This window comes from Paenibacillus sp. 598K (assembly GCF_003851045.1).
Lineage (GTDB): Bacteria > Bacillota > Bacilli > Paenibacillales > Paenibacillaceae > Paenibacillus_D.
The window spans coordinates 10,208-36,167 of record NZ_BFBX01000032.1 but is presented as its reverse complement, the minus strand read 5'-3'; the positions used below and the strand labels follow the sequence as shown (position 1 = coordinate 36,167).

The window sequence follows — 25,960 nt, the reverse complement described above, 5'->3', positions numbered from 1 at the left end:
ATATGCTGGGATAAGCAAGTCAGCCATGCGAAGGAGTGCGGCAGCCTTATGACGATTATCCGCAGACGCCGCCCGCGTCTGGACACCAAAGAGATTCTCCGCCTCATCCGAACCGAGCTCGTCCCAAGATCCCACACGGTCCGCGAAGGCGATCCCTATGTGCTGCGCGAGCTGCCTAAACGACTGCGGCGCGGGCACACCCTCGTCGCTGCGCGCAGCAAGCTGAGCTCACCGCTCGGCTTTATTCACTATCATCTGCTGGGCGAGCAGTTGTTCCTCGATATGCTGGCCGTGCAGCCCCGGCATCAGGGGCGCAGCCTCGGCAAGCGGCTGATGCTGCAGGCCGAGCAGGAGGGGATGTCGCACGGCTGCGTCTATGCCAGACTGTTTGTCGACGATGACAACGACAAGGCGCACAGCTTCTACGGCCGTCTCGGCTATCAGACCGTGCAGCATCATTCGGATTTTCGATGCTACGAGCTGTACAAGCAGCTTGTCCCGTGACAGCCGATTCGCTTTTGCAGTCTGGCTGGCAGGAGCCCACACCAAAAAACCTTCAGCGCCGCTGTCATGCGACCTGAAGGTTTTTGACTGCGCCTCGCGGGGCTGCTGCGAAGCGATCTGGAACTAATAGAAGTAAGGACCTTGGTTGCAGCAGCCTGGGCCATAGCCGCCGCTGTACGGACCAGGGCCGAAGCCGCCGCCGTATGGTCCCGGGCCAAAGCCGCCACCGAAGCCGCCTCCAAAGCCGCCTGCGAACGGAAGCGTCCCGATGGCCAGCAGATCAAACAACACCAGCGGCAAAATCGCTTTTGTCCGCACCTGCTTGCCCTTGCTAAGCGGCTGCAGGATCAGGCGCTGCCCGCTCACCTTGAGCAGTCGTCCCGTCACCCTCGTACCGTCTTTTCGCACCGCATAGATCGCTTTGCCGACCAGCTTGCGGGCGTCTTCGCGGGATACCTTGCGCATGTTATCCCTCCTTCTGCTTGATGACACAGTGTATTCCGAGGGTGTCCATCCAGCCTGTACCCTAGTCTACTTGCGATCAAAATTGGGTGCGACGACGATAGTTTTGTTCCACGAAAGCCGCAAAAAGCCCCGCCCTCCACAACAGGAGAACGGGGCTAAGCTATCGAAGCTTCAAATACTAGGAAGCGTTCAGCTTGTCTTTGGCTACGCCAGCCAGGGAGTTGAACGCGCCGATGTCGTTCACTGCCAGGTCAGCCAGCATTTTGCGGTTTACTTCTACGCCAGCCAGCTTCAAGCCGTACATGAACTTGCTGTAGGACAGGCCGTTTTGGCGTGCTGCCGCATTGATCCGAGTGATCCACAGCTTGCGGAAGTCGCGTTTTTTCTGGCGACGATCGCGGTAAGCGTAGAGCAGGGAGTTCATCACTTGCTCTTTTGCCGATTTAAACAGTCTGTGTTTCGAACCAAAATATCCTTTTGCCAGCTTCAGAATTCTTTTCCGACGACGGGTGCGGACAAAGCCGCCTTTCACTCTTGCCATGAATTAGCCCTCCTGTAGTATGCTTATTCGCTCTATTCGTTATGAACCAAAGGCTTGCTGTCTTATTTGAGGTTGTCGAGACCGCGTTGCAGACGTTTTACGTCGCCGGCAGCCATGAGCGGTTGTCCCGCCAGGACGCGCTTTTGACGACCCGATTTATGGGAGAGCAAGTGGTTTTTGTAAGCTTTGTACCGTTTCACTTTACCAGTGCCGGTAATTTTGAAGCGGTCTTTCAAACTGCTGTGTGTTTTCATCTTAGGCATGTTGTGGTCCTCCTCAGGTTTTTCGTTAGGTATTGTTTTTTGGCGCAAGAATCATAATCATGCTGCGTCCTTCAAGCTTTGGCATGCGTTCCACAACACACAGCTCCGCAACTTCCTTCGCCAGGTTGTCCAGGATCCGTTGTCCGATCGAAGCATGGGTGATCTCCCGGCCGCGGAAACGGACCGAGCATTTTACCTTGTCGCCTTCCTTCAGGAACTTGACAACATTGCGCATCTTTGTCTGGTAGTCGTTGTCCTCGATGTTGACGCGGAACCAGACTTCCTTAAGCTCGACGATTTTTTGGTTTTTGCGCGCTTCTTTTTCTTTCTTCTGCTGCTCGTAACGGAACTTGCCGTAGTCCATGATCCGACATACGGGGGGTTTCGCTGTAGGAGCGACATTAACCAGATCCAAGTTAAGATCTATTGCCATCTGGAGCGCTTCACGGAAAGGCTTGATGCCGATTTGTTCGCCTTCCGCACCTACCAGGCGCACTTCTCTTGCCCGGATTTCGTCATTGATCTGATGTTCTCTGCTAATAACGTTCCACCTCCATAGTCATCTGCATGCTTGCCCGACGAGAGTCCAACAAAAAATGCGAGCCCTCGCGGGCCCGCATTCCATAACCATTCCTGAGCAGGCGAACATTGCTTCGCAGCAACGTGCCGGCGCGGTTGATTCATTCGCATAACCAGCCAACCAGCGTTGGTCAGGTGAGAAGCGGGCGCTTCTTCTTGAAGGATGTGGCAATAACCACTCGAATAATATATCATGCTGTCTACATCTTGTCAACCCGCGTTTCTTCAGCCCGCCTGCTTGCTCTGCACATCCTCAAGCCGGATCACCCGGGTATGCTGCGTATGACTCCAGGTCTTGTTGTTCTGCGTGAAAAACGCATAGCAAGTAATCGGCAGCCAGGACAGCAGGAACACCGGCAGCGTGAGCAGATGAGCATACATCTTCCACGATTTGACCCGCTCGAGCACGAGCGCACTCGGGAACTGGACAACCGCCATCGCCATCGCGACGACGACAACCCAGGCCGGGAGATACGTGTACATCGATGCGAACACATTGTCAGCCGGCAGGATGTAATCCCCCCACAGCAGCGCAGTCAGCAGGAAACCCAGCAGGACGTTGTACACGCTGGCCGAGTAGATCGCCGCATCGAACTTGACGAAGTTGCGCTCGCGGATGCTCTGCCACAGCAAAGGGAAGAAAAAGCGGCGCGCCACATTGAAGTGACCTTGCATCCAACGCAGACGCTGTCTCGCCGACGCCTTGAAACTGATCGGCTTTTCATCGAATACTTTGGCTTCGTAGTTCAGTACTGGATGAATGCCCCGCTGGATGCAGCGCATCGTGAATTCCAGATCCTCGACCAGACTCGTCGCGCCCCAGCCCATCTCCTTGAGCAGCTTCGATTCGAAGCACATGCCGGTGCCGCCCAGGAAGTTCGCCATCCCCAGATTGCGGCGGGAGAGCTGCCAGAGCCGGTTGCAATACCAATACGTGATGCCGTAAGCGGCGGTCACCCAGGAGTCGCCGGGGTTTTTGGTGTCCAGATAACCCTGGATCACTTGCTTGCCCTCGCACAGATCGGCATTCATATGCCGCAGGAAATCCGTGCCCACGAGGTTGTCGGCATCGAACATGACTACCGCATCATAAGCGCGAGGCATCGCCCACAGCTCCTCAAGCATCCATTCGATTGCGTAGCCCTTGCCGCGCAGGTTGGGATTGGTGCGCACGCAGGCACGCACGCCATGGCTTCTCGCCACCTCGGCTGTCTTGTCCGTGCAGTTGTCGCAGATAACAAAAATGTCGTACAGCTCTTTTGGATAATCGAGACGTTTCAGATTGTCGATCAACGCGCCAACCACTTGCTCTTCGTTGTGCGCGGCCACCAGGATGGCGAACGATTTCTTAGGATCAACCTTGCGTTCCTTCGTTTTGCGAGCCAGTCCGAACAACGAGATGCCGAACTGATACACGCCTACGCATGCCAATACGATCTGCATGCCAATAATAAATCCGTTTACCATGTTAGTTGTGCCCCCTTAAGACCCCTTTTTTCATTTTCTCTCTGTACTTTTTTTGCAGACCATCTCTCTCTGTGTGGGTACTGCTTGTCTTACAGTCAGGGCAGGCTGCGCTCTTTTTGTATAAGCAGCCATATTGATTTTGCTCGCTTTCATCTCAAATGTCAAAACCGGATTTCATCCTAAAATCATCGAAAAGACATGAAATTCCAGCCTTCAATGATCTGGCGCGAGCTTTGCTTGGTTTCCTGACCCCTTCATCGAAATCCCTAAGATTTTCTTCATTTTTAATTCCTTTGTCCTTAATAACGTGTTTGCCGATCAAAAGGTTACAAAATGTGCAGCGCGTGTCATTATTTTTGCCGAACGTTCCCGTTCCTATGTAATCCACCTTTCTACATCTATAGCCATCCCGATCGTTTCTTAAAACCCCGGCAGCGCGGTTTTTAGGCAAACAAAAAAATGACCATGCCTCCTGCAGGAAGCAATGGTCAATCGCCGGCAGCGCGAATGAAAAGCAAAAAAAACTTTAATCTGGCATTAATATACGTTATTATACCGTTGACATGACGAGAACAATCGACCGCTATGCTGGAGGTGACCATGAAGAAAAAAACTGGAGGTACCCCTATGCAGCGGGTAACAAATTGGCTGATCTCGGCGGAACGCCGGATGCTTTTGCTTGCCAATCGAAGACCGATCAATCTGCTGCTCAACCGTCTCCTGAGCGGCTGGCTTGGGACCATCACCCATCTGGGCGGCGCAACCTTCACCCTGACCGCTGCGCTGCTCGTCGGACTGCTGGGCAGTCCGGAATGGAGCGCTGCCGGCTGGCAAGCCTTGACCGCCGTGGCGCTCAGCCACCTGCCCGTAGCGCTGGTGAAGCGCAAGTTCAAGCGATTGCGCCCCTATCAGGCGCTCAAGAACGTCAATACCGGAAAACGGACGCTGCGCGACCCGTCCTTTCCGTCCGGACATACAACCGCCGTCTGCGCCTGGCTGCTGCCATGGCTTTTCGTGCACCCGGAGACGTCGCTCCTGATCGTCGTGCCCGCGCTCATCATCGGGATCTCGGTCGCATGGTCACGGATGTACCTTGGCCTTCATTATCCTTCCGATGTCGCCGCGGGGGCAGCGCTCGGCTCAACGACGGCAGCGCTCGTCGTATCGTTTTGGCCGGCTTTCGTCTGAGCCGTATCGCGCGCTTGCCTGTAGTCTTGCAGCGCCGATACGCCGATGACCGCTTCGAGCCGAAAGATCGGCTGGCCTTTATCGATGAACTTACTCTCATATTCTGTCAGCACCAGATCCTCGCGGATCCCGTCCTTGTGCAGATCCAGGGAGATATTGCGCATCAGCAGCTCCGACTCGGCAAAGCTGTTGAGCGAGAACTCAAACAGCGATCTCGAATCGGTTTTGAAATGAATTTCGCCATGCTCGTTCAGCAGTTCGACATATTTCGCCAAAAAACGCGGATGTGTCAGCCTGCGGCGGGCATGTTTGCTTTTGGGCCATGGATCGCTGAAGTTCAGATAGATCCGCTGCAGCTCGCCTGGCTCGAACATCGTCTCGATCTCCTCAATATTCGCCCGCAAGAGCGCCAGATTAGGCGGACTCTGCTCGCCTTTCGCTTCCCAGACGGCTCTTGCTTTCTCGCTGGCGCGCCGCAGCAATTCGTCGTACATATCGACGCCGATAAAATTATATTGCGGATACAAACCGCTCATCTGGCTAATAAACCGGCCTTTGCCCATGCCAAGCTCGATGTAGATGGGATGGTCATTTCCAAAAAATTCATGCCAGCGCCCTTTGTAGCTCCCGGCCTCCAGAACGACCAGCTCCGGCTGCGACTCCAGACTTTCGCGGATTCCTTTTCTTCCTCGTAGACGCATCGACAGTTCCTCCATAACAGATGATTTCTCGTCCTATTGTGCCAGATGCGACGGAGGGAAGTAAAGAACCGCGTAAAAATAAAAAGCAGCCTCGGACGGACGGTCCGGAAGGCTGCTGTCAAGTTGGGGCTTAGTTAAGCAGTTGATAGTCGATGGAATCTTTTTTGGAGCTATCGATATTGTAAGTGTCCGCGAGCGCGTCCTTCAGCTTCTTGCGGGCTCCAATCTCCAGCGTATGGTTTCCATGGAATCGAGCGCCTGCAAGCGCCATCAATTCTTTGACCGTCAGTTCAACTGTAACCTTCTCATCGCCTTGGGGAATTTTGACCGATGTGTTCATTCCTCATCACCTCACGTTTTGATAATAACAGTATAGCCCTAAATCGTATCTGCTATGACGAGTGGCGCGGCATATTGGAAGTTGTGAAAAACCTTGATTTAGCACACTTTTAATATAACACATCGTGTAAGGTGTTGCAAGCCCAAAATCAAAATTTCTTGCCTTCTCGGCAAGTGGCTTGCGGCGCTTTTTTCATGTACAATAGGATGATGTTATGCTCTTGCAGAAAGGGTATGTTCCATCATGTCCATCCACATATCGGAGGAGCCTCGGCTCTGGCAAGACAAGCGATTCCATACCTGGAATTACGAGATGAAGCGGCAGTTCGGCGAGAAGGTGTTCAAGGTGACGCTCGACGCAGGCTTCACCTGTCCCAATCGGGACGGCGCCATCGCGATAGGCGGATGCACCTTCTGCAGCGCCAGAGGCTCGGGAGACTTCGCCGGGAGCCGTCGCGACGATCTGGTCACGCAATTCAACGTCATCCGCGACCGCCAGCATCTCAAATGGCCGCGCGCCAGCTATATCGGGTATTTCCAGGCTTATACCAACACCTACGCCCCTGTCGAGACGCTCCGCGCTTACTACGAAGCGATCCTGGAGCAGCCGGGCGTCGTCGGGCTGTCGATCGCCACGCGCCCGGACTGTCTGCCGGATGAGGTCATCGACTATCTGGCCGAGCTGCACGAACGGACGTATCTCTGGGTCGAGCTTGGCTTGCAGACGGTGCATGAGTCGACGTCCGCGCTTATCAACCGCGCCCACGACACCGCCTGCTTCCGCGATGCGGTCGAGCGGCTGCGCGCGCGCGGCATCCGCGTATGCGCCCACGTCATCTACGGACTGCCTCAGGAGACGCGGACGATGATGCTGGAGACGGGACGCGCCGTAGCAGCGATGGACGTACAGGGGATCAAGATCCATCTGCTGCACCTGATGCGCAAGACGCCGATGGTAAAGCAGTACGAGGCGGGGCTGCTGCGCTTCCTGGAGCAGGACGAATATATCGGGCTGGTCGTCGATACGTTGGAGTTGCTCCCGCCCTCGATGATCGTCCACCGCCTGACTGGAGATGCGCCGCGCGAGCTGCTGATCGGGCCGATGTGGAGTTTAAACAAATGGTCCGTGCTGAACGGCATCGACGCCGAGCTGAAACGGCGCGACACGTGGCAGGGCAAGTATTGGAGTGCGCGCTGATGCGCCTTGCTTCGTTACGGGCGATGGTCGGGAAGGCGAGACTGCATTTTGCCCTGACGATGGCTCCAAGCGGGAGCCCGCCAAGGCGCGGCAATTCGCAAGACAGACGTAGGAGGATATGCTGATGGGATTCCATTCTGTACTGACGATGGCGCGCAGTTGGGTGCTGCAGCGGCTCTCGCCAGGAGCCATCGCTATCGATGCGACGGCAGGCACCGGTGTCGATACACAGTTCCTCGCCGAGACGGTAGGCGCACGAGGCGCGGTCTACGCCTTCGACATCCAACCGCTGGCGCTGGCCCGCACCGCTGCCCGGCTGGAGACGCGCTTCGCTGGCGAGGCTGCGGCAGACAAGCCCGAGATCGTATTGCTCGCCCAGAGCCACGCGCAGATGCTGAAGGCCATCCCGACGTCCAGCCATGGCCATATTTCGGCCGTGATGTTCAATCTCGGCTACTTGCCAGACCCCGCAGCCGACCAGCGGATCATCACGGCTCATGCCTCGACACTGCCCGCGCTCGAGGCGAGCCTGGAGCTGCTGCGGCCGGGCGGCATCGTTACGATCGTTGTCTACCCCGGCCACCCGGGCGGCGAGGAGGAGGCGGACGCCGTCACGAATTGGGCGGCGCAGCTGCCGGCCGACCGCTGCCAATCCGTGCTGTATCGGATGCCGCAGAAGACGGCGGCGCCTTTTCTGATTGCTTTGGAGAAGCGCCGGCCGGCCACTTTAGGGCCGACTGGCTAATGCAGGACCAGCGCTCCCTAAGCGCCTCACCAAACTTACATATATAGAGGAGAGATTACCATGACTGTCAAGCCATACCCTATCCAATTTCAACCTGAGATGAAAGAACGCATCTGGGGCGGACAAGCGCTGAGTCGCTTTGGTCTGGAGCTGCCCGAGGGCAACATCGGCGAAGGCTGGATGATCGGCGACCATCCGAACGGTACGACTCGCGCGGCCAACGGCGAGCTGGCCGGACTTGGCCTCGATGAGATTCGCGAGCGTTATGGAGCCGCATGGTTCGGTACCAAAGGTTATGTAGATGGCGCGCGTTTCCCGCTGCTCATCAAGCTGCTCGACTGCAATGACGACCTCTCGATCCAGGTGCACCCTACCGACGATTACAGCAAGCTGCCTGCAGGCGAGCTGGGCAAGACGGAGATGTGGTACATCCTCGACGCCAAACCGGACGCCAAGATTATCTACGGGCTGAAGGACGGCGTCGACCGGGCTCAGCTGACGCAAGCCATCGCCGATAATCGCGTCATGGACTGCCTGCAGGAGGTTCCCGTCAAAGCTGGCGACGCCTTCTACATCCCGGCTGGCACGGTCCATGCGCTGTGCTCCGGCATCGTCGTCGCCGAGATCCAGCAGAACTCGGACACCACTTATCGCGTCTACGATTACGATCGCCCTGGCCTTGATGGCAAGCTGCGGGAGCTGCATGTCGAGGACTCGCTCAACGTCATCGCTTATGAAGGCGCAGGCGCGACCCGCACCGAGACGGGCAACGTCCAGGCCGGCGAGTGGCTGGAGATCGCACGCTCGCCCTACTTCATCGTCGAGAAAGGCGTGATCAACGGCCAAGCGAGCCTGTCCACCTCGCCCGAGAGCTTCGTCATCCTCGTCATCGCTGAGGGCGACGGCGAGCTGCGCTGGGCGGATGGCGCCCAGAACGTTAAGGCCGGCGAGTGCTTCCTGGTGCCAGCTACGTTGGGCGATTACACGCTCGAAGGCCAACTGACGGTCATCCGCAGCCAGCTGCCTTAGTTCTTGCTTGTCTGCCCCTTCCCCTTTCACTCGGCTTACGATCATAGCGATGCAAGTTTCGGGACTGTCGCCCGGAACTTGCATTTTTCTTTCGTCTTTATTTTGGGAGCGGATTCAAAAAAAATATTGACGAAAAGCAAGAGGTCATTTATTCTGTTGAGGTAAGCGGTTACTTTTTAATTAAGTGCGCTTTACAACAACTTAAAGTTATGAAAACAATCTTCTGACGAACCGGTGACATAATGAATTTACCTTCGCAATTAAACCGGTTTAATGATAAGGAGGAATGAAACCATCAATGGCGACCATTGCAGATGTAGCAAGGGAGGCTGGCGTTTCCAAAGCGACTGTATCAAGTGTATTCAGTAAAAAACGGCCGATCAGCGCCGAGGTCACTGAACGTGTGTATGCTGTTGCCAAAAGATTGGGTTATTACCCCAATCATATCGCCGTCAGCCTATCGTTGAAGAAAACGATGATCATCGGCCTGCAAATGTCTGTCACCAATGCCGGAGAGTGGCCCGCCTTCAATGCCGAGATGGTCAGCGGTGTCATCCAAGTATGCGCGGAGTCCGGCTATCGCGTCCTGCTGGATACGCTGCCAGAAAACAGTGATCGGACTACAATGACCATGGACCCCGTAGACGGCGTCATACTGTTGAACCCCGCACAGGAAGACAAGCGGCTTGACCGGTTTCGCCAAATGAACATTCCTGCTGTGGTGATCGGAAGACCAAACCCGAGCAGCACCCCGGCTTGCTATGTGGACAACAACAACGAAGAGATGATGTTTCGTCTCGGTTTATCGTTATTGGCGCAGGGACATCGACAGGTGTTGTTCCTCAATGCTGCAGCAAATATGACCGTTGCACAGGATCGCTATGAAGGTTTGCGCGCCGCCTATCGCTCGCAAGGCTTGGATTTTCCAATAACGCACCATTTTCACTACGATTGGCACAAGCATCCGACAGCCGACGAATACGGGTATCAGACGATTGCGGACACCGCTGGCCTGCTGCCTTACACTGTCGTTATTACGGATCAGATGCATATAGCTATCGGAGTCATGCGCGCGGCGCGCGAGCTAGGCATCTCAATCCCGGAGCAATTGTCTCTGGTTGCGCTGGGCGACGACGCTATCCTTGCTCAGGAGGTCTCCCCCTCTTTGACTGCAGTGGATCTGCAGCCCAGACAACTTGGAGCGGAGGCGGCCCGCATGCTGCTTGATCTTATTCAGCGAGCCGGGGAGCCGCGCCATCGCTTGGTGGACACTGCGTTTGTAGTTAGAGAATCTTGTTCTCTGCCCAACCCCAATTCAGGAGGGAAAAAAGGATGAAAAGAATAAGCGCGCTTTATAAGACCGTACTAGCCGGATCGGCGGCGGCGATTTTGCTGGCAGGGTGCTCTTCGGACCCGGCTGGAATGTCCGGAAATGCCCAAACGTCCGGTGAAAACAAGGAGAATCGGACGTTGAAGATGATGACCGGCGTGGTCGGCGGCAAGACTCCTGAAGAAATGGCATTGTTTGAGAACGAAATTGAACGTCTCACGGGTATTAAGGCAAGCATCAACAAGCCTGCTTCCGATTACGATCAGAAGTTGATGGCCGCCATCGGTTCAGGAGAAAAGTTCGACCTGCTACAGATCAGCAAGGCGAGCATGAATACCTTTATCGATCAAGGTATCCTGACGCCATTGACCGAACAGATCAATGAATCTCCTGTGCTGTCGGACCCATCGATCATTCCGGAGAACGAATGGCAGCAAGTGGCTACGCCCGACGGACAGATTTATGGCGTATTCTCCAAGTTTCAGGGAGGGACGATGCCGATTGTGCGGCAGGATTGGCTGGATAAGTTAGGCTTGGAAGCTCCGGTTACACTGGATGACTATTATAAGGTATTGAAGGCATTCAAGGAGCTCGATCCCGACGGCAATCAGGTCGACGATACGTACGGACTGACGACGGCGGGAATGTATGAACTGCAAGGAATCTTTAGCGCAGCGGGGCTGAAGCAGCGTTATGTCGAGCAGGACGGCAAGCTGACGGTCCCTTATGCCTCGGATGCAGCGATCGGAGTTTATGAATTCCTGAACAAGCTGTATGAAGAGGGGATTCTGGACCCCAATTTCGCAACCAATGACACCGCGCAAATGCGCAATTTATTTTTGAGCGATCGCGTCGGTATGATTACCTATTGGGATGCCTGGGTCGGCATGCTTAACAATACACGGTTGCAGGAAGATCCCGATACTGATTTCGAAGCTAAAGCTTTGCCTGGTATTGCAGACGCCAATGGCAAGCATATGCTGCGCCGAGGAGATCCTGATGTATGGGTCATACCTGTTAATGCCGAACATCCGCAGACTGCATTCGAATTTTTGGAATGGTGGCACTCCGAGGAAGGCATTGTCCTGAGCAGCCTGGGCATTCTGAATCACGACTATATTGTGAAAGACGGCGAGTATGAGCTCACCGATATCGGCAAGGAACACGGTTCCGACCATGGCGCCCCCTTCTGGTACAACACGAATGTACAAGCGCCTTTCGGCAAGCTGCCCGGCGTTCAGGAGGCTCAAGACTTGGTCATGCAATACGCCGATCTGGAGCTGACTCCGGCCAACTGGGCAGATGCGGAAAAAGTCATTCAGCACTATTCCTTTAAAGCGATTATGGGTGAGCTGCCGGCTGATCAGGCCGTACAAACGATGCGAGATGAATTAATCCGTCAAAAATTGATGGACGACTTGCGATAAGCAGTCGCTCATTGAAAGAAGGTGATGACTGTGAAAACACTGCGAAAATACAAGACCGTTTATCTGATGATGCTGCCGATCGCACTTTTTTTCTTTATTTTTTCCTATTATCCCTTGCTCAATGGGCTAGTCATCAGCCTTCAGGACTACCGTTTGATCGGGCCTCGTCCGTTTGTAGGGCTGAATAATTATATTGCTGTGCTGCAGGATCCGAATTTCCTGCAAGTCTCCCTCAACACCTTCCGTATCGGCGGAGGGATGCTGGCGGCAGGCTTTATTATGCCGCTTTTGCTGGCCTTGTCCTTGAATGAGGTTATGCAGCGGTGGTTTAAAAAAACGGCTCAGCTGATTGTGTACATCCCCCATTTGTTTTCATGGGTCGTTGTCGGTGGAATGTGGATTTTACTGCTGTCTCCGGATACCGGGCTCGTCAATCAAATCATTCTGACCTTCGGTGGAGACAAGCCGATTCATTTTTTGGCGACGGAGAGCTATGCGCCTTGGGTCATCGTATTCGTCAACACATGGAAAGAAATGGGCTATACCTGCATCATGTATCTGGCTGCCATCGCCGGGATCAATCCCTCCCTGTACGAAGCCGCAAGAATGGACGGCGCCACCCGTCGGGAACTGATATGGCATGTGACGGTTCCGCAGCTTGTACCGACCATGAAGGTCGTGCTCATGCTTAATGCGCTCAGCGTCCTGCGCATGTTCGATCCGGTTTTGATGATGAGTAACGGCGCCAATGCACGGGCTGTGGATGTTATTATGATGTACACGTATCAAAAAGGAATTTTGGAGTATAAAGTGAGTATCGCCACGGCAGCCGGCTTTATCGTCATTGCAGCCACATTCGTGCTGACGTATATCACAAGGAAGCTTATTAAATACGACGAGGGGTGAGCCGCAGCCGTGAAAACATTTCGATCGACAGCCTGGGGAAACCGCTTGTTTGACATGGCCAATACGCTGTTTCTTCTGCTCTTGGCCTCCAGCATGATCGTGCCGCTCTTGAACACGTTTGCGTTGGCTTTTTCCAGCAATTTGGCATCCATGCAGCCTGGAATTGTCTTGTGGCCTACCCAATGGAGTCTCGAAGGCTTTCAGACCGTATGGACGAGAATGGAACTCTACCGTCCCTTTATCAATAATGTGATTGTGACCGTGACCGGTACATTCGGTCATGTGCTGCTGAGCGCAATGGCCGGCTATGTTCTGATTCAAAAGGGGTTGCCAGGCAAGCGACTGATGCTCTCAGGCATTCTACTTACGATGATGGTGCCGAGTGAGGCGATTATGATACCGTTGTACATCATCAATCGCGATCTCCATTTGATCAATACGCTGTACGCCCTCATCTTGTCTGGATTTGTGTCGGGCTTCAGCGTGTTGTTAATGCGCAACTTTTTCCTCAGTGTGCCGCATGATATGGCAGAATCGGCACAGATGGACGGCGCGGGGGACATGCGAATCTTCTTTTCGCTGTACTTGCCGCTAGCCAAGGCTGGTTTAGCCACCGTTACGTTGTTTGAATTCGTTAGCCGCTGGAACCAGTTTGTTCCTGCCGTATTGTATATTCATGATCAGCTTAAATATACGTTGCAAATTGCGCTCAAATCGTTGATTATCGACTCCGACGCGACCTCCAGCAGTTTTATGATTACGACCAATGTCCGGATGGCAGGAATCGTGATTGCCCTGATTCCGCTGCTGTTGATTTACCCTTATGTGCAAAAATATTTTGTGACCGGCATTTTTGTCGGTGCAAGCAAGGAATAGGAGGCTATCCATGGAAGCCTGGACATTAGAGCAAAGCATAACCATCACAAGCGACCAACAGGGACAATATCTGGAGCAGGCCTTTGACATGCCCGCCGGGATGGAAACCATCGAGGTGTGTATGGAGGTAAGTCAAGACAGGCAGGCAGTTATCGACCTTGGCATCGCCGATCCCTATCGGCTCAGAGGCTGGAGCGGGGGAGCGCGCACTAGCTTTTCTATCGGACCGGCATTTGCCACTCCAGGGTACTTGGCCGGCGAGCTGCATGAGGGCCGTTGGACGATTGTGCATAACGCATATGCCGTTCCAAACCAAGGGTGCACGGTAACGGTATGGATAACTTTTTACCCCAGGAAAGGTCGTTGGTTGAAGGGCGATCTCCATACGCATAGCGTGCATAGCGACGGAACGTATACGATAACAGAAAAGATCTCGATTATGGAGGAGCTGGGGTGCGATTTCCTGGCTCTAACCGATCACAATACCGTTAGCCAAAACAAGGTCTTATCTGACGATACCAGCCTGGTGTTAATCCCCGGCATGGAGTTCACCACCAATGACGGCCACAGCAACTTTTTGGGTGTCAACGATCCGATCCAGGACTTTAGAGTTGCCAATGAAGCTGAGGTACATGAACGATTCGCGCAAGCCCGCAGCCAAGGCGCCAAGATCGTGCTTAACCACCCGCATTGCGATTATTGCCCTTGGGAATGGTCATTTGATGTGGCATATGACTGGATTGAAGTATGGAACGGTCCCTGGTCGAATCGCAATGCGCGTGCTATAGCCTGGTGGCAGCAACAACTGTCGGACGGCAAACGAATCGTCGCTGTCGGCGGCAGCGACGTCCATCATCCGAATCCATGGGTCAAGCATGCGGAACCGTGTGTCTGGGTATGGAGCGAGATCAAATCCTTGGCGGGCATCATGGCAGGTATCGAGCAAGGTCATGTCTTCATAAGCAGCGATGCCGACGGCCCCCGTCTGGAGCTCAGCTGTGGCCTGTACCGTATGGGCGACATTGCGCCAGCCGAGCATCCTGCGGAGGTGTTGTGCAGGGTACAGTCCGCCCAGGCCAGCGATCGTATCCGCTGGTATACCGAACAGGGCTTGGAAGACGACGTGGAGATCGAAGCCGGAGAGCAACATTATACGTACACCGCAACCGGACACAAGTTTGTAAGAGTCGAGGTGTGGCGGCCAGCAGTAGGGAATGAAGCGGAGAGACTCCTGGGACTATCCAATCCGATCTACTTTGCTCCGGAAGAGCCGTCATTGCCCACGCATCAACCGATCGCGACTCGCTGATCCAGCCGCATGTAATACGGGGACGCTTGCTGGCGGCCTTCTGCGTCGGGCAGATAGAGCACGATCAGCAGCGTCTCGCAATCCCGCCGGAGCGTGCCACCCTCGACATAGGCTTGCAGGTCAAACGGGATGCGCTCGATGACCGCGTGCTTGAGCAGCTCCTTCTCGCCCATCGCCAATCCCCGGAACGCAGCCGAGACCTCCTCCGGCCGTGCGCCCAGACGATTCATCCAAGCTTGCCACTCGGCCTTGTCCATCGTGTGCGGCCACCACACCTTGCGCGGCTTGTACTTGTGATTGAGGAAGTAATCCAGCTTCATCAGCCCGAGCACGACCTCCCGGTCTAGCTTCGGCGCGCGCCCCTCGTCGCTCGCCTGCGCCAGGAACGACCAGAGCCGCGAGAACAGATCCTCGAGCTGATGGCCGATCTTCTGCCACCCTTGCCCTTCCCAGTAGTCGCCGAACGCCTGGAAAAAGTCAAACGGCGAATCAAACACCCGCTCGATGAGATAAAGCAGCGTATAGTCGAGACGATGGGCGTTCCAATACTTCTCCAGCACATCCTCGACGCGTTTGATGCGGACGATATCGCTGAAAGGCAGCAGGTCGTTGCCCAATATCTCGTAAGGCGCGCGATCCATATACACATAGCCGTGCTTCTCGGCAGTAAGCCGCATGCCGGTGCCGCGCAGCATCTTGAGGAATCCGAGCTGCAGCTCCTCCGGGCGCAGGGCGAATACGTCGTTGAACGTCTTGCGAAAGCTGTTGTAGTCCTCATGCGGCAGTCCGGCGATCAAGTCGAGATGCTGGTCGATCTTGCCGCTGTCCTTGACCTTGGTGACGGTGCGGGTCAGCTTGGCGAAGTTCTGGCGGCGCTGCACCTCCTGATTGGTCAAGTCGTTGGTCGACTGGACGCCGATCTCGAAGCGGAAGATGCCCGGCGGCGCATGCTCGGCCAGATAGTCGAGTACCTCGGGGCGCATGATGTCGGCCGTAATCTCGAATTGGAACACCGTGCCCTGATGGTTCTCAATGAGAAACTTGAACATCTCCAGTGCGTAGTCGCGCTTGATGTTGAACGTCCGGTCGACGAACTTGATCAGCTTGGCCCCCGACTCGATCAGATAGAGCAGATCCGCCTTGGTCCGCTCGATATCGAAGTAACGGACCCCGACCTCGATGCTGGAGAGGCAGAACTGGCAGCTGAACGGACAGCCACGGCTCGTCTCGAAATAGACGACGCGATTAGCCAGGTGCGGGATATCCTCGACGAACCGGTGCGGGCTTGGCAGCTGGGCAAGGTCGAGCTTGGGCCGCGGCGGGTTGACGATCGTCTCGCATGTGCCATCGGGCTTGTGCTTGCGGTAGGTTACGCCGAAGACCATATGAAACTTGCGGTCCCCGGCAATCTCTGTCAGCAGATGATGGAACGTCTCCTCGCCTTCGCCGACGACGATAAAGTCGACCTCCGGCAGACGCTCCATCCAGTACGGCATATCGTAGCTGACCTCGGGACCGCCGAGGACGATCTGTAGCGACGGCTTGATCTTGCGCAGCATGTTGATGACGGTGATCGTCTCCTCGATGTTCCAGATATAGACCGAGAAGCCGATCACATCCGGATTGCGGGCATAGAGGTCGGAGACGATGTTCATCGCCGGGTCCTTGATCGTAAATTCTGCAATATCGATATCGAAATCCCGTTCGCTGTACGCCTTCAGGCAGCGCAGCGCCAGCGAAGTGTGGATATACTTGGCGTTTAGCGTAGACAATACTACTTTCATCTCGTACTCCTCAGATTATGGCGTTCCTACTCCCTCATTGTACCCAATCCCGCCGCAAAAAAGAAGAGCCCTGTCGTCCTGCGACAAGGCTCTTCAGCGATTAATAATAGAAATTAGTGCCCGATTTTGATATGACCGCGATCTTGCGATTGCAATTGAATAACGGGGTAGCTGACTTTCCACTTGTTATTGCCTAGCGCGGTCACTTCGTTAGCGGCGAAGCCGCGTGGCTCGAAGCTGAATTCGCGCTCGTAATGGACAAGCACCTCGACCGGCTGGTTAGGCAGCATCCGTTGCAGCTCGCTGCCGATATTAAGCGCCCAGTACCGCATATCCTGCGCGATCTTATCCGCGTAGACCATGTAGAAGCTCGGATCGATATAAGCTTCGATGACCAACCAGCCCTTGGCGTCGCGGTTGACGCGCCAGCCAGTGAGCTTGGTCGGGCCCGCTTCGGTCCACAACGAGGAGAATTCATCCTCCATCAGCTTGGCAATCTCCGCCGTCGTAGCGCCGCTCAGTGAATCCGGCAGCGATGAGGGCAAGAAGGCTGCTTTTTTGGTTGTCCGCTGAGCCTGCTCGATCAGCGGCCACACATGCTCGCTGGATACCGCCAGGTTCAGGTTAGCCGTCGTATCGGGAATCATCGAGGTAGTGATGCCGATTACTTCGCCGTATTCGTCGAACAACGCGCCGCCGGAGCTGCCCTGATCGATCGCAGCCGTCGTCTGGATGTAGTTGATGCCTCCATCGTAATGGATGTTACTGACGACACCCTCAGACGCCGTGTTGCGGAAGCCCTTCGGACTGCCAATGGCGATGACCGGATCGCCTTTGAAAAAGATATGCGACTGATCGATCACGACCGGCAATTCGCCGATCGACGAAGCCGTCTCGATAATCGCCAGGTCGGCATCCTCGTCATAGGCAACAATGCCGTTGATCCTCAGCGACTTGCCTGTCGTCAACTCCACGGTGCCCTCGGAGGCATCGGAGACGACGTGGAAGTTGGTGAGAATCCAGCGATCGTCGACCACCATGCCGCTGCCTTGGCCGCGGTCAGTCTCGATCGTCACGATGCTGTCGTCATAACGGTAGACAATCTCGCTGAACGACATCGTCTCATAGCCGTATGTATCCGTATCGGTGTCCGTCTGCTGCTCCGCGTCGTCTAGCAATAGCTGCTCGAGCGAGCGGATTCCGATCGTCCGGGTCGCGCCATCCCAGCTGACCTGAGCGCCCAGCGCTTCGCTTACGAAGCGCAGCGGCACCATCGTCGAGCCTTGCAGCAGCTGCGCCGGCGCATCCAGCTGTTGCGACTTGCCGTTGACGGTCGCTTGCCTGGAGCCGAGCTTGAGCGAGATGACCGTGCCGCCCTTGGTGGCGAAAATCGTCTTGGACTGCGGCTCCCAGCTTACTTCGGCCTGCAAGGCTTCGAAGATCGGCCGCATCGGCACGAGCGTATAGCCGTCCAGTTGGACGGGAGACGGGCTGAAGGCAATCGCCTTATCGTCGAGCAGTACTTTGATCTCGGATTGGGCGGCTGCAGCATAGGCTGGCTCCAGCGTCCAGCCGGAGACCGGATGGATGGCGATACTTAGAGCGATCGCCGAGGTTGCGATAAGACGGGATAATTTTTTCATAGGCTGCGTACATCCTCCAGTAGGTTCCTTTATCTTCCATACTTTCGTATCGTACCACCGCCCTTAAGCTTTTGTCCATACAAATCTTGCGCGCTACTCCCACTTGAACGTAAGCGAGGCCGCGATAAATGCGACGACCAGCCAACCGCCGAGCAGCGCAGCCTCGTACCACACTTCCGTCAGCCCCGCGCCGACATTCATAATTTGGCGCAGCGCGGTCGACAGATGGGCGATCGGCAACAGCTCGACCACAGGCTGCAGGAATTTCGGCATGTTCTGGATCGGGAAGAAAACGCCGCCGAGGAACAACAGCGGGAACGAGACGAAGCCGGATATTGGCCCGGCGCTCTCTGGCGACTTGGCGACGCCCGCGATGATGAAGCCGATCGACATAAAGGCCAGCGTCCCCGCAACGACGAAGGCAAGCAGGAGCAGCCAGGAGCCGTTGACCTGAGTGCCGAAGATAAGCTGAGCGATCAGCAGCACAATCACCGCCTGGAGGCCGTTGAGCAGCAGACGCGCCGTAATCTGGGCGGCGATAAATGAGGACGCGTGCAGCGGCGTGCTCTGCATGCGGCGCAAAATGCCGCGCTCGCGCCAGGAGGAGATCTGACCCGCCACGCCGTTGAGATTGGTCGTCATAATCATCATGGCTACGATACCCGGCACCAGGAAGTCGATATAGCCAAGATCGAGCGCCTGCACCCCTTCGCTCTCGACGGTGAGCAGCGGCATATAACCCGTCCGCGCCTTGGATACCTCGTCGATCACATACGTGACGGTCGTGCGCGCCAGCTCGGAGACGGTCAGCTGCGTCTCGTCGGTGTACAGACGGACCGAGGCCGCTTGTCCCGGAATCGCCGCATCGATCGCTTCGCCGAGTCCTGCCGGCAGCAAGATGACAAACGACGTATCTCCGGCCCGCAGCCGCTCCATCGCGGCAGTCGATGTGTCCGCCTCGGTGAGCGTGAGCACTCCACTCTGGAGCAGCCGCGACTGCACCTCGGCCGATGCAGCGCTGCCGTCCTCGTCGACGATCATCCCTTGCAGCGATAGGCTGTTGCCCTGACCAAGGAAGGAGCCCATCATCACCATCAGGAAGATCGGGAAGGCAACGCTCCAGAACAGCATCTGCCGATTGCGGGCGAACAGCTTGAGCTGCGCCAGCGTCAATTGCTTGTAGGCATTCATCCTTCTCTCAGGCTCCTTCCCGTCATCTGAATAAAGACGTCCTCGAGCGACGCCGTGCGCGTCTGCAGTCCGGCAAGCGGCAGCAATTCCCGGTCCGCCATGCCGATCAGCGCCGTCAACGCCTGCTGCAGGTTATCTACATAGAGGATGACCCGATCCTTGCGGACCTCGGCCTGCTCCACCGAAGCGAGCGCCTGCATGCGCGAGAGCAAGCGCTCGCGCTCCTCCTCGGAGGCATGCGGCTCGGCGGCCAGGTCGAACTCGATGGCGCTGGCCGAGGCCAGTCGCTCGATCAGCCGGCGTGGCGTGTCGAGCGCGACGACGCGCCCGCTGTCCATGAGACAGATGCGATCGGCGAGGATCTCGGCCTCATCCATATAATGCGTGCTCAGCACGATCGTCTTGCCCTCCTCACGCAGCCCGAGGATGATATCCCAGAGCATGCGCCGCGCCTGCGGGTCGAGGCCCGTTGTCGGCTCGTCGAGGAATACGACCTGAGGATCATTGACGAGCGCCAGCGCGATCGCCAGCCGCTGCTTTTGTCCGCCCGATAGATGCTTGACGCGGTCATTGAGCTTCTCCCGCAGCAAGACTCGCTCCAGCAGCGGCTCCACTGGCAGCGTCGGCACCCGGTAAAAGCTCGCGTACATCGCCGTAATCTCGCGTACGGTGAGCAGATCAAACAGCGACGTCGATTGCAGTTGTACGCCGATGACCTCCTTGACGCGAGAGAGCTCCGTACGCGTATCATAACCGGCGATCCGAGCGCTGCCCTCATCCGGCAACCGCAGTCCCTCCAGCATCTCCATCGTCGTCGTTTTGCCCGCGCCGTTGGGCCCGAGCAGCCCGAACACCTCGCCGCGCCTCACCTCCAGTGAGACGCCGCCCACCGCGGTGAAGTCGCCGTATCGCTTGATTAATCCTGTCGCCTCGATGACCGGACGTTCCGGTTCGTGAGCCATATCGTCATCTCTCCTCCTCCCGACATGCGGCCGGGATAGCTAATCGATCGAACTTCATGCTATAGTAGGGAAAATAACACCACAGAACGGAGTCCGTACCATGAAGCAATCCAAGCATAACACGCCCTCCCGCAAGGCTGCAAAGCAGCCGTCGCCAGCCAAGAAGAGAACCGGAGCCCCCGGCAGTCACGGACCTAAATCCTACGATGTACGGGAAGCCGCAGAGCTGCTGCCCTTCCTGATCGAGCGCTACGCCCGTCTGAGCCGCAATGCCGTCAAATCGCTGCTCACCCGCAAGCAGGTCGCCGTCGACGGCCGAATCGTCTCCGCTCACAACTACCCGCTGCAGCCGGGGCAGACGGTCACCGTCGGCGAGCGCCAGGTCGAGACCACACCGCTCGTCGGCCTCTCGATCCTGCATGAGGATGAGCATCTCATCGTCATCCACAAGGATGCCGGACTGCTCTCGATCGCCACAGACAAGGAAGAGCAGGTAACCGCCTATCGGCAGCTCACTGCCTATGTACGACGACAGGACCCGAAGCAGCGGATCTTCGTCGTCCATCGGCTGGACCGGGATACCTCAGGCGTCATGATGTTCGCCCGCAGCGAGCGCGTGCAGCAGCTCCTACAGAACGACTGGCAGGAAATCGTCACCGAGCGCAGCTATGTCGCCCTGGTCGAGGGGCGGGTGCGCCAGCAAAGCGGACGCATCGAGTCGTGGCTCAAGGAGAGCAAGACGCTGCGAATGTACGCCAGCCTGCGGCCCAATGACGGGCAGCATGCCATAACACATTACAAGGCGCTCCAATCGAGCCGTACCCACAGCTTGCTCGAGGTGACGCTGGAGACCGGCCGCAAAAATCAGATCCGCGTCCATATGGAGCAGATCGGCCATCCCGTCGTCGGAGACAAAAAGTATGGCGCAACCGGCAATATCCTCGGACGCCTCGGCCTGCACGCGCGCGTGCTCGCCTTCCGGCATCCGGTGAGCGGCGAAGCGCTCCGGTTCGAGACCGCTATTCCGAAGCCGTTTTTGAAGCCGTTCCGCGAGACGCCCTAGAGCGTGTCTGCTAATCCCAAGGTGGCAGATTGTGCGGGTTTGCAAACACGCCCTAGCATCAATTCTGTTCCCCCTCTGCCGGGCATGCGAGGATACGGAGCTGCGCCCCCACAACAAAGAAAGGCCTATCCCAAGTCATCGTATATGACGGAAGGACAGGCCTTTTTGGTCTATCGTTATGATCATCGCGAGCGTCACATCGCTTCGAAGCGACTCAGCTCGCCGCGGAACATGAGCTGGAGCGAGGGCGAGCGTTCGAGATCCGCCGGCGTCGTGAGGGAGGCGCATTGCGGCACGAGCCGCCGACCGCTCGCCTCGAAGGCAGAAGCGACGAATTGGGAGCAGAAGTAGGCATGCTGGCGTCTGACCCGCACCCTCATCATAACCCCGAACAGTCCGAGCAGATTGTAGCGATAACGATCCGGATCCGCCTCGAAGCGGCGCACATAGGCACGAATCCGCTCATAATCCCGCTCGCTGACATCGCAGCTGTACACGGCGCAGGCGCCCTGGCTGAGCAGCCCGTCGCCCAGACTTTCCTTGACGAAGCCGCCGATGAACGGGTTGCCCGGCCGCTTGCGTCCGAAGCTGTACACCTCGTTCAGTTGCGCATCAAACGCGAGCGAGGCATGATTGAGCTCGGCGCGCGTATACAGCCGGATCATACGCGAGAGCAGCGTTCCCGTATCCGACAATATGATATAGACCGTTTTCTCGTTCATCTTCCATTCTCCACCCGAACGCAAATTGGATGACCGTGCGGCATCTCCTATAGCTATAATAATAGGAGACGAATGGAAAAAAAACCGTCCGGTGTCGGACATGAAAACTGGACTGGGGTCCAGTGTCAGAAAGGACAAAAACCGCTTCACCCTCCCCTACTCCGACTATTGTACAGCGAGGATGGCTGTCAGCAGCTCGATCGCCTTCTGATGCTGGGGATCCTCGCGGATCACCTTGTCGCGCACCCGCTCCATCAGCCGATAGGAGGCCCGACCGCTCAGCACGCCGTCCGCCGGCAAGCCTTCGTCGCGCTGGAAGCGCTGAACCGCCGCCTTCGTCTCTTCGTCGAAGATGCCCTCCGGCTCGCCGGGCTCATAGCCGAGCGTCGCCAGCAGTTGCTCGGCGGTCTTGACATGCTGGCCGAAGCTGCCGACCGCGACCTCGATGTCAGAGGGCAGCGAAGGCAGCGAGGCATAGTCCGGCATCCGCACCTCGATGGTCGGCTCGATGCCCTCCTTGTGGATCCAACTGCCATCGGCGCGGCGCCACTGCGCCTCGGTCAGCTTCAGCACCGAGTGATCCGCGAACTGCTGGAACGTCTGGACGATGCCCTTGCCGAACGTTTTGACGCCGACCACCTCGATGCCTGCCGAATCCTTGAGCGCAGCCGCCAGCACCTCGGCCGAGCTGGCGCTGTTCTGGTCGACGAGTACGACGACCGGCAGACGCCATGGCTCCTCTTGCTGGGATCGATGCGTCACATGATGCTGCTCGTCCTTGTAGACGACCTGCACGATCACCTCGTCCTTCGGGACGATCCGGCTGGCGATCTCGATCGCGGGACGGAGCAGTCCGCCCGGATTCATCCGCAGATCGAGGATGAGCGCTCGCATCCCTTTTGCCTGTAGCGCCTGCACCGCCGTATCGAACTCGGTCGCTGTATCCTCGGAGAATCGGATGATCTGGATCGTGCCGATCCCGCCCTCGTGCATCTCATGCTCGACCGTAACGACCGGCACCGGAGCGCGCACCAGCACTTGCTCGAACGGCGCCTGCATCCCATCGCGCTCGATCGTCAGCGTCACCTTGGTCCCCTCCTCGCCGCGCGTCATCTCGACGATCTCGTCGAGCGAGCGGCCGCCGAGCGGCGTATTGTTAATCTCGGTGATGATATCGTTCTTGAGCAGCCCGGCCTGCTCGGCCGGCGCGCCTTCGACGACCGACTCGATCAGGAAGCGGCCAGCCTCCTTGCGCAGCTCCACACCGATGCCGACAAAGGACTTTTCATATCGTTCCAGGTAGCTGCTGCCTCTCTCTTTGGTGTAGTAGGTAGAGTAAGGGTCGTCAAGCGAGGCGACCATCCCCTCGGCAGCCCCGTGCAGCAGACTGCTCGCCTCTGCTCCGTCCAGATAATCGCTCATGATTTCCTTATATGTCGTATCCAGATTGCGGAAGACCGGCTCCTTCAGCATCGGATATTGCAGCAGCATCGACCAACGGCCGGCGACGAAGCCGACGGCCACGACGACCAGACAGAGGAGTACCAGCAGCGCAGCGCGCCGCTGACGCCGTTTGGGTGAGTCATAGGGGTACATCCGCTTTCCTCCGTTCCAGGTATGCTGTTATCACTGTAACGCATTCTTCGTCCGGCTTCAAGCAGGGCGCGCATGCCTTGTGCGCATAGGGCAATTCCGCTACAATCAAGCTAGTTGATCATTAGATAGAGGAGAGAAATCAATGACTTACAAGCTGATTGCCATCGATGTAGACGATACCTTGCTGAACGACGATATCCAGGTGAGCGAGGGTACGCGCGCTGCGCTCGTCGAAGCGATCGCCCAAGGCGTCACCGTGACGCTCGCGACCGGGCGCATGTACGCTTCCGCGGCAAAAATCGCTCGCCAGATCGAGCTGAATGTACCGATCATCACCTACCAGGGCTCGCTCGTCAAGACGCTGATCGACGGGGAGGTGCTCTATGAGCGCAGTGTCCCGGACGATGCGGCGCGCGAGCTGTTCGCCTACTGCGCCCGCAAGGGGCTGCATCTGCAGCTCTACGTCGACGACCAGCTCTATGTGCGCGAGGACAATGAACGGGCGCAAGGCTATTCGCGCCTCTCCAACATCCCCTTCATCGTCGAGCCGGACTTCGAGCGCCTGATCGGCCAGCCGATGAACAAGATGCTGATCATCGACGAGCCGCAGCTGCTCGACGAGGTGGCGCGCGAGCTGGCGCCGCTCATCGGCGACCGCGTCCACATCACCAAGTCCAAGCCGCATTACCTGGAGTTCATGCACAAGGAAGGCACCAAGGGCGACGCCCTGCGCTTCATGGCCGGCCACATCGGATGTACGATGGATGAGGTCATCGCGATCGGCGACTCTTGGAATGACCGCGAGATGCTGGAGGCGGCCGGGCTCGGCGTAGCGATGGCCAATGCAGTGGAGCCGCTCAAGGCGATCGCCGACTATGTTACGTCCTCCAATAATGAAGAAGGCGTGCGCCACGTCATCGAGAAATTCGTGCTCGGCCGGCCGGTGCTGACCTAGGGCGTGTCTGCAAACCCGCTTAGGGGCATCTTAGACCCCGGATGGGCCGATAAGCGATATCGCTAGCCCGCCTGCGAGCAGATCGCCGCAAACAGCAAACACCCCCTCTTGGCATCCCTATGCCGGAGGGGGTGTTTGCTGTGCAATGGGACGAACAACGCCTGCGCCGATCGCTTGGGCTCACAGTCCGGCGAGCACCTGCGTCGATCGCTAGGGCTTACAGTCCGGCGAGCACCTGGTACCAGACGCCCTTGCGCGAGTAGAGCAGCTCCCGCACCTCGGGCCATCCGCCCAGATAGTCGATATCGAACAAGCCCTGCGGCACCGTAAACTTCGCCTCGGCTGCCGACGCCAACGCCTCGTTGGCCGGACGGAAGCCGTAGTCCATCAGCACCGTCTGCGCTTCCTCGCTGTACAGATAGTCGACGAAGGCCTCCGCGACCTCGCGGGTGCCGTGCTTGTCGACGTTCGTATCGATGACCGCCGCCGGGTTCTCGATCAGGATCGTATCCTGCGGGATGACGATATCGTAGGGGACGCCTTTGGCGATCCGGGCGAGCAGTTCGTTCTCGTAGGTGACGATGACGTCGCCTACGCCGTATTCAAAGGCAGCCATCGAGGCGCGGCCGCTTTTGTCCAGCGATTCGATATTGGTATGCACCTGCTCCAGGAACTGCTTGGCATAGGCGGGGTCCGCCTGGCCTTGCTCGCGCTCCGAGCGCTTCAAGCCTGCGCCATAGATCGCGTTGATGTCCCATTGGGCGCCGCCGGACGTCTTCGGATTGGGGTAGAGCACCTTGACGCCGGGACGGGTCAGATCCTGCCAGTCGCGGATGCCCTGCGGATTGCCCTCGCGGGTCCCGAGGACGACGATCGACCGCGTGATCATGCCGTCTGCGCCCTTCTCGCGCCAGTCATGGGTGATAAAGCCAGCCTGCTCGATCTTCTCGACGTCGCCCTCCATCGCGAGCAAGGTCACGTCCGCCTCGAAGCCGCCGACGATCGCGCGCGCCTGCGTCCCCGAAGCCTCGTAGGACTCCTGGAAGGCAACCGTCTGACCGGACTCCTCCAGCCAGTAGGCCTGGAACCTCGGCAGCAGCTCGGCCATCGCGTCCTTGACGACCGAATAGGCGCCGATGACGAGCGTGACATCGCCTTGCGGGGTCGCCTCGCCCTC

The 25,960-nt window shown here is 57.1% G+C and carries 26 protein-coding genes; 12 read left to right on the top strand and 14 right to left on the bottom strand.

Annotation, left to right across the window (positions count from 1 at the left end):
* The first annotated feature begins 48 nt into the window (after window positions 1-48).
* Window positions 49-504 (top strand): GNAT family N-acetyltransferase, encoded by a 456-nt coding sequence (locus PA598K_RS11485; RefSeq protein WP_185601846.1) that lies wholly within the window; start codon window positions 49-51, stop codon window positions 502-504.
* Between the two features lie 123 nt (window positions 505-627).
* Here the strand turns inward: PA598K_RS11485 and PA598K_RS11480 are convergent, their stop codons facing one another.
* From PA598K_RS11480 to PA598K_RS11460, 5 genes are all read right to left on the bottom strand, one after another.
* On the bottom strand, window positions 628-969 hold the full coding sequence (locus PA598K_RS11480; RefSeq protein WP_128657091.1) for a hypothetical protein: 342 nt from the start codon (window positions 967-969) through the stop codon (window positions 628-630).
* Between the two features lie 178 nt (window positions 970-1,147).
* Window positions 1,148-1,510, bottom strand: a complete 363-nt coding sequence (gene rplT / locus PA598K_RS11475; RefSeq protein WP_128657090.1) for a 50S ribosomal protein L20 — start codon at window positions 1,508-1,510, stop codon at window positions 1,148-1,150.
* Window positions 1,511-1,572: 62 nt separating this feature from the next.
* The gene (gene rpmI, locus PA598K_RS11470) at window positions 1,573-1,773 is read right to left on the bottom strand and encodes a 50S ribosomal protein L35 (protein WP_128657089.1); all 201 of its coding nucleotides are present in this window, start codon (window positions 1,771-1,773) and stop codon (window positions 1,573-1,575) included.
* 25 nt (window positions 1,774-1,798) lie between these two features.
* Window positions 1,799-2,296, bottom strand: a complete 498-nt coding sequence (infC, locus tag PA598K_RS11465; protein ID WP_128657088.1) for a translation initiation factor IF-3 — start codon at window positions 2,294-2,296, stop codon at window positions 1,799-1,801.
* A 281-nt stretch (window positions 2,297-2,577) separates the two neighbouring features.
* Complete coding sequence (locus tag PA598K_RS11460; protein WP_128657087.1) at window positions 2,578-3,819, bottom strand: glycosyltransferase family 2 protein; 1,242 nt, start codon at window positions 3,817-3,819, stop codon at window positions 2,578-2,580.
* A 627-nt stretch (window positions 3,820-4,446) separates the two neighbouring features.
* Here PA598K_RS11460 and PA598K_RS11455 point away from each other — a divergent pair.
* Window positions 4,447-5,007: a phosphatase PAP2 family protein gene (locus PA598K_RS11455; protein ID WP_128657086.1), complete on the top strand. Its 561-nt coding sequence runs from the start codon at window positions 4,447-4,449 to the stop codon at window positions 5,005-5,007.
* On the opposite strand, the gene trmB is transcribed toward PA598K_RS11455, so the two are convergent.
* Window positions 4,923-5,708 carry a tRNA (guanosine(46)-N7)-methyltransferase TrmB gene (gene trmB, locus PA598K_RS11450; RefSeq protein WP_128657085.1) on the bottom strand — a complete coding sequence of 262 codons (786 nt, stop codon included), beginning with the start codon at window positions 5,706-5,708 and terminating at the stop codon, window positions 4,923-4,925. The two genes, PA598K_RS11455 and trmB, sit on opposite strands and share 85 nt — an antisense overlap.
* Before the next feature lie 130 nt (window positions 5,709-5,838).
* Window positions 5,839-6,048: a hypothetical protein gene (locus tag PA598K_RS11445; RefSeq protein WP_128657084.1), complete on the bottom strand. Its 210-nt coding sequence runs from the start codon at window positions 6,046-6,048 to the stop codon at window positions 5,839-5,841.
* A 243-nt stretch (window positions 6,049-6,291) separates the two neighbouring features.
* Between PA598K_RS11445 and PA598K_RS11440 the strand changes: the two genes are divergently transcribed.
* The 8 genes from PA598K_RS11440 (at window position 6,292) to PA598K_RS11405 (ending at window position 14,867) form a co-directional block, all read left to right on the top strand.
* On the top strand, window positions 6,292-7,245 hold the full coding sequence (locus tag PA598K_RS11440) for a TIGR01212 family radical SAM protein (protein WP_128657083.1): 954 nt from the start codon (window positions 6,292-6,294) through the stop codon (window positions 7,243-7,245).
* 124 nt (window positions 7,246-7,369) lie between these two features.
* Window positions 7,370-7,990: a class I SAM-dependent methyltransferase gene (locus tag PA598K_RS11435; RefSeq protein ID WP_128657082.1), complete on the top strand. Its 621-nt coding sequence runs from the start codon at window positions 7,370-7,372 to the stop codon at window positions 7,988-7,990.
* A gap of 60 nt (window positions 7,991-8,050) precedes the next feature.
* Entirely contained in the window at window positions 8,051-9,019 is a 969-nt protein-coding gene (locus PA598K_RS11430; protein ID WP_128657081.1) for a type I phosphomannose isomerase catalytic subunit, read from the top strand.
* Window positions 9,020-9,305: 286 nt separating this feature from the next.
* Window positions 9,306-10,355, top strand: a complete 1,050-nt coding sequence (locus PA598K_RS11425; RefSeq protein ID WP_260405361.1) for a LacI family DNA-binding transcriptional regulator — start codon at window positions 9,306-9,308, stop codon at window positions 10,353-10,355.
* Entirely contained in the window at window positions 10,352-11,776 is a 1,425-nt protein-coding gene (locus PA598K_RS11420; protein WP_128657080.1) for an extracellular solute-binding protein, read from the top strand. The genes PA598K_RS11425 and PA598K_RS11420 overlap by 4 nt, the downstream gene beginning before the upstream one ends.
* 30 nt (window positions 11,777-11,806) lie before the next feature.
* Complete coding sequence (locus PA598K_RS11415) at window positions 11,807-12,682, top strand: ABC transporter permease subunit (RefSeq protein ID WP_128657079.1); 876 nt, start codon at window positions 11,807-11,809, stop codon at window positions 12,680-12,682.
* 9 nt (window positions 12,683-12,691) lie between these two features.
* Window positions 12,692-13,558, top strand: coding sequence for a carbohydrate ABC transporter permease (locus PA598K_RS11410; protein WP_260405360.1), 867 nt, complete (start codon window positions 12,692-12,694; stop codon window positions 13,556-13,558).
* Window positions 13,559-13,568: 10 nt separating this feature from the next.
* On the top strand, window positions 13,569-14,867 hold the full coding sequence (locus tag PA598K_RS11405) for a CehA/McbA family metallohydrolase (RefSeq protein WP_128657078.1): 1,299 nt from the start codon (window positions 13,569-13,571) through the stop codon (window positions 14,865-14,867).
* Here the strand turns inward: PA598K_RS11405 and PA598K_RS11400 are convergent.
* The 4 genes from PA598K_RS11400 to PA598K_RS11385 form a co-directional block, all read right to left on the bottom strand.
* Complete coding sequence (locus PA598K_RS11400) at window positions 14,846-16,651, bottom strand: B12-binding domain-containing radical SAM protein (RefSeq protein ID WP_128657077.1); 1,806 nt, start codon at window positions 16,649-16,651, stop codon at window positions 14,846-14,848. The two genes, PA598K_RS11405 and PA598K_RS11400, sit on opposite strands and share 22 nt — an antisense overlap.
* Window positions 16,652-16,764: 113 nt before the next feature.
* Window positions 16,765-18,294, bottom strand: a complete 1,530-nt coding sequence (locus tag PA598K_RS11395) for a stalk domain-containing protein (RefSeq protein WP_128657076.1) — start codon at window positions 18,292-18,294, stop codon at window positions 16,765-16,767.
* Between the two features lie 93 nt (window positions 18,295-18,387).
* Complete coding sequence (locus PA598K_RS11390; protein WP_128657075.1) at window positions 18,388-19,485, bottom strand: ABC transporter permease; 1,098 nt, start codon at window positions 19,483-19,485, stop codon at window positions 18,388-18,390.
* A complete protein-coding gene (locus PA598K_RS11385) occupies window positions 19,482-20,447 on the bottom strand; it encodes an ABC transporter ATP-binding protein (protein ID WP_128657074.1) in 966 nt (321 codons plus the stop codon). Before PA598K_RS11385 ends, PA598K_RS11390 begins: the two co-directional genes overlap by 4 nt.
* Window positions 20,448-20,547: 100 nt before the next feature.
* Between PA598K_RS11385 and PA598K_RS11380 the strand changes: the two genes are divergently transcribed.
* The gene (locus PA598K_RS11380) at window positions 20,548-21,510 is read left to right on the top strand and encodes an RluA family pseudouridine synthase (protein ID WP_128657073.1); all 963 of its coding nucleotides are present in this window, start codon (window positions 20,548-20,550) and stop codon (window positions 21,508-21,510) included.
* 194 nt (window positions 21,511-21,704) lie between these two features.
* Here the strand turns inward: PA598K_RS11380 and PA598K_RS11375 are convergent, their stop codons facing one another.
* Window positions 21,705-22,232 carry a hypothetical protein gene (locus PA598K_RS11375; protein WP_128657072.1) on the bottom strand — a complete coding sequence of 176 codons (528 nt, stop codon included), beginning with the start codon at window positions 22,230-22,232 and terminating at the stop codon, window positions 21,705-21,707.
* Window positions 22,233-22,397: 165 nt separating this feature from the next.
* A complete protein-coding gene (locus PA598K_RS11370) occupies window positions 22,398-23,828 on the bottom strand; it encodes a S41 family peptidase (RefSeq protein WP_128657071.1) in 1,431 nt (476 codons plus the stop codon).
* A gap of 142 nt (window positions 23,829-23,970) precedes the next feature.
* Between PA598K_RS11370 and PA598K_RS11365 the strand changes: the two genes are divergently transcribed.
* The gene (locus tag PA598K_RS11365) at window positions 23,971-24,783 is read left to right on the top strand and encodes a Cof-type HAD-IIB family hydrolase (protein WP_128657070.1); all 813 of its coding nucleotides are present in this window, start codon (window positions 23,971-23,973) and stop codon (window positions 24,781-24,783) included.
* Between the two features lie 217 nt (window positions 24,784-25,000).
* Here the strand turns inward: PA598K_RS11365 and PA598K_RS11360 are convergent.
* Window positions 25,001-25,960: sulfate ABC transporter substrate-binding protein (locus PA598K_RS11360; protein ID WP_128657138.1), on the bottom strand; the 960-nt coding region annotated here is incomplete at its 5' end.